Origin of the sequence: Streptococcus sp. SG1, assembly GCF_030439935.1 — a bacterium.
Lineage (GTDB): Bacteria > Bacillota > Bacilli > Lactobacillales > Streptococcaceae > Streptococcus > Streptococcus gordonii.
In genome coordinates this window covers 123,086-132,417 of the sequence record NZ_JAQFJC010000008.1, presented here as the reverse complement: position 1 = coordinate 132,417, position 9,332 = coordinate 123,086, and the positions used below count along the sequence as shown (strand labels likewise).

The 9,332-nt window shown below is 42.4% G+C and carries 10 protein-coding genes, 1 tRNA gene and 1 pseudogene; 10 read left to right on the top strand and 2 right to left on the bottom strand.

From position 1 onward, the window contains the following. From PCY06_RS08245 to PCY06_RS08235, 3 genes and pseudogenes are all read left to right on the top strand, one after another. Positions 1–317: pseudogene (locus PCY06_RS08245) on the top strand (replication initiation protein); the annotation flags it as partial. Positions 318–328: 11 nt separating this feature from the next. Then, positions 329–517, top strand: coding sequence for a DUF3173 domain-containing protein (locus PCY06_RS08240; protein WP_002903611.1), 189 nt, complete (start codon positions 329–331; stop codon positions 515–517). Between the two features lies 1 nt (position 518). Then, positions 519–1,658 (top strand): site-specific integrase, encoded by a 1,140-nt coding sequence (locus PCY06_RS08235; RefSeq protein WP_014635152.1) that lies wholly within the window; start codon positions 519–521, stop codon positions 1,656–1,658. An 86-nt stretch (positions 1,659–1,744) separates the two neighbouring features. Here the strand turns inward: PCY06_RS08235 and PCY06_RS08230 are convergent. Together PCY06_RS08230 and PCY06_RS08225 are read right to left on the bottom strand one after the other, a co-directional pair. Further along, positions 1,745–1,817: transfer RNA gene (locus PCY06_RS08230), tRNA-Lys, on the bottom strand. 265 nt (positions 1,818–2,082) lie between these two features. After that, positions 2,083–3,351 (bottom strand): replication-associated recombination protein A, encoded by a 1,269-nt coding sequence (locus PCY06_RS08225; protein WP_082307368.1) that lies wholly within the window; start codon positions 3,349–3,351, stop codon positions 2,083–2,085. 87 nt (positions 3,352–3,438) lie between these two features. Here PCY06_RS08225 and PCY06_RS08220 point away from each other — a divergent pair, with 87 nt between their 5' ends. The 7 genes from PCY06_RS08220 (at position 3,439) to PCY06_RS08190 (ending at position 9,052) form a co-directional block, all read left to right on the top strand. Continuing rightward, positions 3,439–3,912, top strand: coding sequence for a DUF3013 family protein (locus PCY06_RS08220; protein ID WP_105165114.1), 474 nt, complete (start codon positions 3,439–3,441; stop codon positions 3,910–3,912). A 9-nt stretch (positions 3,913–3,921) separates the two neighbouring features. Further along, positions 3,922–4,374: an NUDIX hydrolase gene (locus tag PCY06_RS08215; RefSeq protein ID WP_082307369.1), complete on the top strand. Its 453-nt coding sequence runs from the start codon at positions 3,922–3,924 to the stop codon at positions 4,372–4,374. Continuing rightward, positions 4,371–4,841: a GNAT family N-acetyltransferase gene (locus tag PCY06_RS08210; RefSeq protein WP_048777202.1), complete on the top strand. Its 471-nt coding sequence runs from the start codon at positions 4,371–4,373 to the stop codon at positions 4,839–4,841. Before PCY06_RS08215 ends, PCY06_RS08210 begins: the two co-directional genes overlap by 4 nt. A gap of 142 nt (positions 4,842–4,983) precedes the next feature. Next, positions 4,984–5,937: a 50S ribosomal protein L11 methyltransferase gene (gene prmA, locus PCY06_RS08205; RefSeq protein ID WP_301390414.1), complete on the top strand. Its 954-nt coding sequence runs from the start codon at positions 4,984–4,986 to the stop codon at positions 5,935–5,937. After that, positions 5,938–6,681, top strand: coding sequence for a 16S rRNA (uracil(1498)-N(3))-methyltransferase (locus tag PCY06_RS08200; protein ID WP_082307371.1), 744 nt, complete (start codon positions 5,938–5,940; stop codon positions 6,679–6,681). It begins immediately after the preceding gene. Between the two features lie 47 nt (positions 6,682–6,728). Continuing rightward, positions 6,729–7,601, top strand: a complete 873-nt coding sequence (locus PCY06_RS08195) for an Rgg/GadR/MutR family transcriptional regulator (protein WP_061596727.1) — start codon at positions 6,729–6,731, stop codon at positions 7,599–7,601. A 215-nt stretch (positions 7,602–7,816) separates the two neighbouring features. Beyond that, positions 7,817–9,052 (top strand): hypothetical protein, encoded by a 1,236-nt coding sequence (locus PCY06_RS08190; RefSeq protein ID WP_060970770.1) that lies wholly within the window; start codon positions 7,817–7,819, stop codon positions 9,050–9,052. Positions 9,053–9,332 lie beyond the last annotated feature (280 nt).

Here is a 9,332-nt window from a genome sequence, read left to right as displayed (position 1 = left end):
CGATTGGTGAGGAGATGGTCCAAGATATTATGAATCGACTTGATAATTTCGGATTTTATAAGCTAGATCATATTCGAGTGGAGCAAAGAGCATTTACAATTATCTTTGTCAACAATCCTGAACTGTTGTCATTGGCTTTTCCAAATTTAAAATCAGATAGCATCAAAAAGAAAAAAACAAGAGTCCGCAAACTATTGAGAGAAGAAACGAACCAATTTGCGGAAGAATTAAAAGAAGTATTAATACAGAATCTCCCTAAATTAAATACAGAATTACAACTACTTGTAGGTGAGTTTCTGACTTTAGAAAATCAATAAGGAGGATAACTATGGATCATAATTTAATTAGCAACAAAGAATTAATTGAAATGGGCTATCGCCCTCACACTGCAAATGATATCATCCATCAGGCAAGAGAATTACTTGTCTCACGAGGCTATACATTTTATAATCGCAAACGTTTGATGGTTGTTCCAAAAAGTGTTGTAAATGAGATTCTAGGAACTGAGGTGGCGTAATATGGCAAGTGTTCGTTATCGAAAGCGAGGAGATAGTAATTTATGGACCTATGAAATTCGTAGCGAAGGGAAAACTGTTGTTCATAATAGCGGTTTTAAAACAAAAAAACTTGCAGAGTCAGAAGCTGAACCGATTCTGCAAGAACTTCGTTTAGGAAAAAGAATTTCTAGAGATATTTCTCTTGTAGATCTGTATCAAGAATGGCTTGAACTAAAAATTCTACCGAGTAGTAGGTCGGAAGAGACAAAGAAAAAATATCTTCTCCGTAAAAACACAATTGAAAGATTATTTGGAAATAAAAAAGTCACTCAAATTCGTGCGAGTGAATACCAAAGAATTATGAATAAGTATGGACAAACAGTTGGTAGAAATTTTCTTGGTAGATTGAATACTGGGATTCATCAGAGCATCCAAATGGCAATTGCCGACAAAGTTCTAATTGATGATTTTACACAACATGTCGAGTTATTTTCATCCAAAGAACAACAGATGACAGAAGAGAAATATTTACATACAGAAAGGGACTATCTGGATTTACTTTTAGCAGTAAAGAAAAAATTTGATTACCAACGTTCAATTGTTCCTTATATCATCTATTTTCTATTAAAAACAGGCATGAGGTTTGGAGAGTTAATAGCGTTAACTTGGAATGAAGTTGACTTTGACAGAGGACTGCTAAAAACATATAGGAGGTTTAATACCCTTTCTCATAAATTTGTCCCTCCAAAAAACAAAACGTCTATTCGGATGGTACCGATAGACGAAGAATGTATTAAGATATTACAAGACCTAAAAATTGAACAGGAGAAGGCTAATAAAGAGCTAGGAATCAAGAATAGGTATAAAATGATTTTTCAGCATTATGGATATATTCACTTGGTACCAGATATTGCAAGTGTCAATAAAGCTTTGAGTGTTCTTTTAAATGAATTAGATATTTATCCAATTATCACGACAAAAGGAGCACGTCATACCTATGGAAGCTACCTCTGGCACAAAGGATTTGACCTTGGAGTTATTGCAAAAATTCTAGGGCATAAAGATATTTCAATGTTAGTAGAAGTATATGGACACACTTTAGAAGAGAAAATTTTTGAAGAATTTAATCAAATTAGAGATGTCTGGAAAGATTGCTCATAAAAAAATGTGGGGCAAATGATGGGGCAAATCAGTTATAGACAAGCAAAAAAGCCTTATAAATCAAGGCTTTTTCCTGTTGATTTAGATGCCCCCTGCAGGGCTCGAACCTGCGACCCATAGATTAAGAGTCTACTGCTCTACCAACTGAGCTAAGGAGGCAACAGAAAAAGCTGTATTGGTGCCGGACCTTCACGATTTGTATTGAACCCGCGCAATTAAGCAGGTGGGCAACTCGCTCTAACTGAAGCTGCTTCCGCGTGATACGGCCTGCATGCTGTTAGAAGTCTTTTGTTTCCCTAATAATACAAAAAATAGTCGGTCAACACTTAAGTGTGAAGTCGTACACCACAGCGTTTCTATAATTATAATACCATAAATTTTGAAAAATTCAAGAGAAAAACATGATTTTTTGCAAACGATACCATCATTTTTTTAGTTGGTCAATCTTATCCTTTGTCATTCCAAGGGCTCGCTCGTATTTGCCGTTTTCGTTAGGCGTGAAATAATTGGCGTCTTTTATCTTATCGGGCAGGTAGTCCTGCTTGACCCAATTGCCAGGATAGGAGTGAGGGTAGAGATAGTCCTGTGCGTTGCCTAATTCCTTGCTTCCGGCATAGTGGCCGTCTCGTAAGTGGCGTGGGATGGGCAAGTTTCCATTCTTTCTTAAGTCAGCCAAGGCCTTGTCCATAGCCACATAGGCTGAGTTGGACTTGGGCGAAAGGGCCAAATCAATGACAATATTGGCAATAAGGATGCGGGCTTCAGGAAAGCCAATCCGCTGAGCTGCTTCTAGAGCTGTAACGGTATGGACTTGGGCATCAGGATTTGCCAAGCCAATATCCTCGTAAGCAATAACGGTCAGGCGTCGAGCTAGGCTAGGCAGATCTCCTGCCTCAACGAGGCGGGCTGCGTAGTGGAGGCTGGCATTGACATCGGAGCCACGGATGGACTTCTGCAGAGCAGAGAGGACATCGTAATGGCCGTCCCCGTCCTTATCCATGGTGATATAGCTCTTTTGCAGGCTGTTTTCCATGACATCAAGCGTGATGTGGCGGATGCCCTTGTCATCTTCTGGGGTAGAGAGCACGGCTAGATCCAGCGAATTATAGGCGGAGCGCAGGTCTCCGTTGGTAGAGATGGCGATGAAATCCAGAGCATCATCGTCTAGCTCTACTGGAAAATCAAATCCTCGTTCCTTATCCGTCAAGGCTAGCTGAATGGCTGTCTGGATGTCGTCATTGCTAAGGGGTTCAAGCTCAAATATCTGGACCCGGCTTCTGATGGCCGGGGTGACAGAAAAGAAAGGATTTTCTGTCGTCGCTCCAATCATGATGACCAGACCGCTTTCTAATAGCGGCAGTAGAAAGTCTTGCTTGGTCTTGTCCAAGCGATGAATCTCATCCAGTAGGAGCACCAATCCTCCAGAGAATTTCGCTTCTTCCGCGATCTCTTGCAGGCGCTTCTTGCTATCTACGGTGGCGTTAAAGGTCCGAAAGGCAAACTTGGTTGTGCCGGCAATAGCCGAGGCGATAGAGGTCTTTCCTATACCCGGTGGTCCGTAGAGAATCATCGAGGACAGGCGATTGGCTTCAAGCATGCGACGGATGATTTTCCCGGGTCCGACCAGATGTTGCTGGCCGATAATCTGATCAATGTCAGTAGGCCGCATGCGCAGGGCGAGGTTTTCTGGCATAAGATTTCCTTTCTGCAAGTGTTTTTCTTGGCTTTTTGTGTTACTATTGTAGATAGTAATATTTTATCACAATGAAAAGAGGAAATCATGGCTAAGTACGGTTTTTTGGAGATATTGGACGAGGAAATGGGGAAGAGCTTTCCTTTTGACTATGAGATAAACTGGGACAAGAAGAATCATGCAGTCGAGGTCGCCTTTATCCTTGAGGTGCAAAATCCAGGCGGTATTGAGACGGTTGATGCTGAGGGCAATACTTCGGCTGAGGATATTTACTTTGAGGAAGCCGTGCTTTTCTATAATCCGGTCAAGTCTCGTTTTGAGGCAGAGGACTATCTGGCAGCCCTGCCCTATGAGCCTAATAAGAAGGGGCTGTCACGGGAGTTTCTGGCTTATTTCGCGGATTTCCTAACCCAAACGGCTGAGTCTGGTCTCGATGCACTCATGGACTTCTTAGCAGATCCAGAGGCAGCAGAGTTTGAGATAGCTTGGAATGCTGAGGCCTTTGAAAATGGCAGAGCGGATTTGACTGAGACGGACTTTTATCCCTATCCGAGGTATTAGGAGACGCTGATGGTAGATGCAGAAGGACTAGATTTGCTGCACAAACAGATGGAATTTTCTGGCTGCAAGATTGCCTTGATCTGTGATGATAAGCTACTGACTATCTTGCGAGACGATATTTCAACCATTCCTTGGCCCAATATGTGGGAGCTACCGGGCGGTGGCCGAGAGGACGAGGAAACGCCTTTTGAATGCGTACAAAGGGAGGTTTTTGAAGAGCTTGGTTTAAAGCTTGAAGAAGCTGCCATTGTCTGGGCCAAAGAATATCAAGGAATGCTTGATCCTGACAAAACCTCTATTTTTATGGTGGGAACCATCACTCAGGAAGAATTTGCCAGTATCGTCTTTGGTGATGAGGGACAGGCTTATCAGATGATGGATGTGAGCCAGTTTTTAGCAGATGACAAGGTTATTCCGCAGCTGCAGAGCAGGTTGAGAGATTATTTGGAGGTACGAGCATGATTCATATTGAGCGGGCGGGAGCTGAGGATTTAGAGACCATTATTGCCATTCAGCGATCGAGTTTTAAGGCCGTTTATGAGAAATATCAGGATCAATATGATCCTTATCTGGAGGAGCGAGAGCGGATTCGCTGGAAGCTGGTTGAGCGGCCCAATAGTTTTTATTATTTTGTCAAAGACGATGAGAAGATTCTGGGCTTTATTCGCTTGAATACAAATGATGAACAGACAGCGGGCTGGATTGGAACAGTGGCGATTTTGCCAGAGTACCAGAATAAAGGATATGGCTCCGAGGGGCTCTCTCTGATTGAGGAGACATTCTCTACCATTATGAAATGGGATTTGTGTACGGTTTTCCAGGATAAAGGCATGGTGGCTTTTTATGAGAAAAACGGCTATCATCAGACCCATACGGAGCCCGAAAAAGAGGGCATGGATATGGTCTATATGACGAAGACAATGAAATAAACAAAGAAAGGATTGTTCAGTTGAATTTCTAAACTGAACCCGCCCTAAACACTGTGGCAAAAAGATAAAGTTCTCTTAGACGCAAACGTCGTCAGAGAATTTCCTATTTTGGCGTTGTGTTTTACGGGCTTGGTATTTAATGATGGACACTTGGCAGGAATTAACGATTGAAGTGAAGCGGGAGGCGGAGGAAGCAGCATCGAATATTCTGATTGAGCTGGGTAGTCAGGGCGTGGCTATTGATGACAGTGCAGATTATCTGGGTCAGGTTGACCAGTACGGTGAGCTTTTTCCAGAAGTTGAGCAGAGTGAGCGGGTCAGGATTACGGGATACTATCCGGATTCAGTGGACATAGAGGCTGTTGCAGCTAAGGCCAATGAGCGCCTGGCTGAGCTGGATGGCTTTGGCTTGGAGACGGGAGATATTCAGCTGACTCGGCAGGAGCTGGCTGAGGAAGACTGGGCGGATAACTGGAAGAAGTACTTTGAGCCGGCTCGGATTACCCATGACTTGACAATTGTACCGTCCTGGACGGAGTATGAAGCGACAGCTGGTGAGAAGATTATCAAGCTGGATCCTGGCATGGCCTTTGGTACGGGGACTCACCCGACGACCAAGATGAGCCTCTTCGCGCTGGAGCAGGTCCTACGTGGCGGAGAAACGGTGCTGGATGTAGGCACAGGCAGCGGTGTCCTCTCCATTGCCAGCTCTCTCTTAGGCGCTAAGGACATCTATGCCTATGATTTAGACGAGGTAGCGGTGCGCGTGGCTCAGGAAAATATTGAGCTCAATCCAGGTATGGAAAACATTCATGTGGCACCAGGTGATCTTCTCCGAGGGGTAGAAATCGAGGCGGATGTCATCGTTGCCAATATCTTGGCCGATATTCTCATCCATCTGACAGAGGATGCTTATCGCTTGGTCAAGGATGAGGGTTATTTGATTATGAGTGGGATCATTTCTGAGAAGTGGGAAATGGTGCGCGAGTCAGCAGAAGCAGCAGGATTTTTCTTGGAAACACATATGATTCAGGGCGAATGGAATGCCTGTGTCTTTAAGAAAACGCAGGACATTTCAGGCGTGATAGGTGGTTAGATGCAGCAGTATTTTATAAAAGGAAACCCTCAGTCTCCTCTGGTGATCACGGATAAGGACACGGCCAAACATATGTTTTCAGTCATGCGGCTCAAAGAGGACGAACAAGTCACATTAGTCTTTGATGATGGCGTGAAACGACTGGCTCGGGTGTTGGATTCCAGTCAGCAGAGCTTGGAAATCTTGGAAGAGCTAGCGGATAATACCGAGCTGCCGGTTCAAGTGACCATTGCTTCAGGTTTTCCCAAGGGAGATAAGTTAGAGTTTATCACTCAAAAGGTAACGGAGTTAGGAGCCGGTGCTATCTGGGCCTTTCCAGCGGACTGGTCGGTGGCCAAGTGGGATGGCAAAAAGTTGGCTAAAAAGAGTGAAAAGCTGGAGAAAATTGCTCAGGGAGCAGCAGAGCAGAGCAAGCGCAATCTAATTCCAGAAGTTCGGCTCTTTGATAAAAAGGCAGATTTTCTGGCTCAGCTGACTCAATTCGACACCATCGTTGTGGCCTATGAAGAATCGGCCAAAGAAGGAGAAACTGCGGCTCTAGTCCGAGCGCTGTCAGGCTTGGGAGCCGGAGCAAAAATTCTCTTTATCTTCGGACCGGAGGGCGGTCTGTCTCCAGATGAAATAGACGCCTTTCATCAAGCAGGTGCTGTATCGGCTGGTCTAGGCCCACGTATCTTGCGAGCTGAAACAGCTCCGCTTTATGCCTTGACCGCAGTCAGTGTTTTGTTGGAATTGAACCAATAGTTGAGAGTCAGTGGTCAACCAATATAAGATTAGATAGGAGACGGAATATGTATACATATATGGGTGAAGTTTTTCGAGAAATACGCCAGGGACGGAATATTTCTTTAAAAAATGCGACTGGCGATGCTTTTTCCTACTCTATGTTAAGTCGCTTTGAAAATGGGGAATCCGATATCTCTGCTGCAAAATTACTGGTTGCTTTAGAGAATATTCACATGGAGTTGGAAGAATTTGTTTATTTGGTCCGCGGTTTTCAGCCTACCTCCTACGATATGCTACAAAAGCAGCTTTGGGAGGCACACGACCAGCAGAATATGACCAAGCTGGAAAAAATGTATCAGGACCAGATTGTTAAGTATCACCAGTCCCCTCAGAAAGCGACTTACTTCCTGAATGCCCTACTGATTAAGGCTCACATGATTCTCTTTGATGAAGGTGTGGAAATAACGAAAGAAGAAAGTGACTTTCTATCTGATTATTTATTTTCAGTTGAAATCTGGGGAGAGTATGAGCTAAGATTGTTTTCTGAAATGTCGGTTTTGCTCCCGCTTGATTTATACTATAGGTATACCAGAGAAATGCTGGTAAAAACAAGCCATTTGAAGGATTTAACATCCAATAGAAATTATATTCATACCATTTTACTGAATGGATTTTTTAAGGCGATTGATAAAAACAATCGATCCAAGGCAGCCTATTTTGATAAGCAGATTCAAGATTCCTTCTTTGGGGAAAATGAAGCTTATTTCCGTATCATCTATTTGTTTGCTTCGGGCCAGTTTGACTATATATCTGGGAAGAAAAGTCAAGGAAAAGAAAAAATGGAAGATGCTATCCGAACTCTGAAGCTACTGAACTGCAACCATAGTGCGGACTACTATACTAAGAATAGGGATAACTGGTTAAAAAAGTTTGAATAAATGCAAATAGCAAATAAACTTTAAAAAATTTTTATTACAGTGATTACTAGAAAATAGCGAGGTAGGAGCTTTCTGCCTCGTTTTTTATTGCGTAAATAATTTTAGTATATGCGGTTTGAAAATATGAAAACTTTAAGCTGGGGTTTTAGTATTAAGGTATACTAGTGTCTACAAATAGCAAAGGGGAAATCAAGCAATTTGAAAGGAATCAAAATATGAAAATTTTTCTTCGGCATAGTTTATACAGAGCTTTGACTATCTCTAGGCTGTTGAATTCCTTAGGCTCATACATTTACAACCTAGTCTTTGTCATCTATGCGGCGAGCCTTCCTTATAGCAATTTGGCAGTTTTTATAGCAAACATGATTACGATAGTTCCAACGGTTTTTACTTTCTGGATTGGAGTACGGGCAGATCGGTCAGTCAGAAAAGGCCAGACGATGATAGTAGTGGGAGTGATTCAGGCCGCTCTCTTCAGTTTGGTCTCTTTTATGATTCAAAATCAAACCTTTCTAGCTTTTTCAGCCATTTGTCTTATTAATATCGTTACAGATGTTCTGAGTGATTATGCGTCTGGCTTGAGAATGCCCATTCTTCAGCATAATTTAGACAAGGATGATTTATTTAAGGCCTATTCATTTACTCAATTTGTTTCTTACCTATCAAGTATCCTTGGTCAATCATTTGGCGTCTGGCTGTTGACGGTTTCTAATAATAACTTTCCCCTGGTCGCAACCATCAATGCCTTGTCTTTTCTCTTATCTTCCCTAGTTCTTTTAGGGTATCGTCATGCCTTGACTCACAAAGAGGTTCTTCCAGTGACGGAAAAGAATTCGCTATGGAAAAATTTCAAAAAAACCTACCAAGAAATGGAACTTGTCTTCAAAAATTCTGGCAATTCTTCATTTGTGGGCATACTGCTCTCCATTTTGGCTCTTAATTCTTTGGGCGGATCCATAGGCGCCATCTATAACTTCTACTTTTTGCATAATGCGGGGATACTTGGCCTAGGCTATGGTCAGTCGCTCCTTATTGTGGAAATCATCTTATTAGTCGGAGCTATTTTGGGCAGTCTGACACCCAATGATTATTTTTCAAAGCAGTCACTGTCTTTTCTGCTGATTATGAATAGTACTTCTTTTTTATTAACAGCTCTATCAAATCTTTTGGGACTGAATCCTTTTATTGGGCTGTCTTTTCTGGCTTTTTCGGCTTACATTATGGGAAAATCTGCTCCGAAATTGGATGCCTTGATTATGGAAAAGCTTCCGGCAGATATGCTAGCACAGGGTAATAACTTTCTGGGCTTGCTCTTTACTCTTTCTATTCCCTTAGGAACTTTCGGATTTTCTTCATTAGCTCTCTATCATATGTCGGCCTGCTGGATGGTATTTGTCCTAGTTTCTATTTTATCTCTTTACCTTACGGTGAACGATTTTAAAAAAGGGTGAAATTTTTATGAATCAACAAAAGCTCGGAAAATTGGAGTTTGCTGGACCTTGAAATCTAGAATGGGTGAGCTGCTTTGTCTGTCTAGAATTACGTCAATTCAGAAAAAGCCTATTCAAAATCTTGGGTGTAATGCTTTGATCTGGTCCTTCAGTGCCGTCAGTGTTTTGTCTGAACTAATGAACTAAAGGATGTTGTATCTCATCGGATGAGGTACAGCATTTTTGACTTCTGCTGTCTTTTTATTAAAACAAGCCAGGCTCTTTGCATAAGTGTTTTCTT

Bases quoted from the DNA above. Each gene is read 5' to 3' on its own strand.
- PCY06_RS08240 (WP_002903611.1), top strand. From the start codon at position 329: ATGGATCATAATTTAATTAGCAACAAAGAATTAATTGAAATGGGCTAT.
- PCY06_RS08235 (WP_014635152.1), top strand. From the start codon at position 519: ATGGCAAGTGTTCGTTATCGAAAGCGAGGAGATAGTAATTTATGGACC.
- PCY06_RS08225 (WP_082307368.1), bottom strand. From the start codon at position 3,351: ATGCCAGAAAACCTCGCCCTGCGCATGCGGCCTACTGACATTGATCAG.
- PCY06_RS08220 (WP_105165114.1), top strand. From the start codon at position 3,439: ATGGCTAAGTACGGTTTTTTGGAGATATTGGACGAGGAAATGGGGAAG.
- PCY06_RS08215 (WP_082307369.1), top strand. From the start codon at position 3,922: ATGGTAGATGCAGAAGGACTAGATTTGCTGCACAAACAGATGGAATTT.
- PCY06_RS08210 (WP_048777202.1), top strand. From the start codon at position 4,371: ATGATTCATATTGAGCGGGCGGGAGCTGAGGATTTAGAGACCATTATT.
- prmA (WP_301390414.1), top strand. From the start codon at position 4,984: ATGGACACTTGGCAGGAATTAACGATTGAAGTGAAGCGGGAGGCGGAG.
- PCY06_RS08200 (WP_082307371.1), top strand. From the start codon at position 5,938: ATGCAGCAGTATTTTATAAAAGGAAACCCTCAGTCTCCTCTGGTGATC.
- PCY06_RS08195 (WP_061596727.1), top strand. From the start codon at position 6,729: ATGTATACATATATGGGTGAAGTTTTTCGAGAAATACGCCAGGGACGG.
- PCY06_RS08190 (WP_060970770.1), top strand. From the start codon at position 7,817: ATGAAAATTTTTCTTCGGCATAGTTTATACAGAGCTTTGACTATCTCT.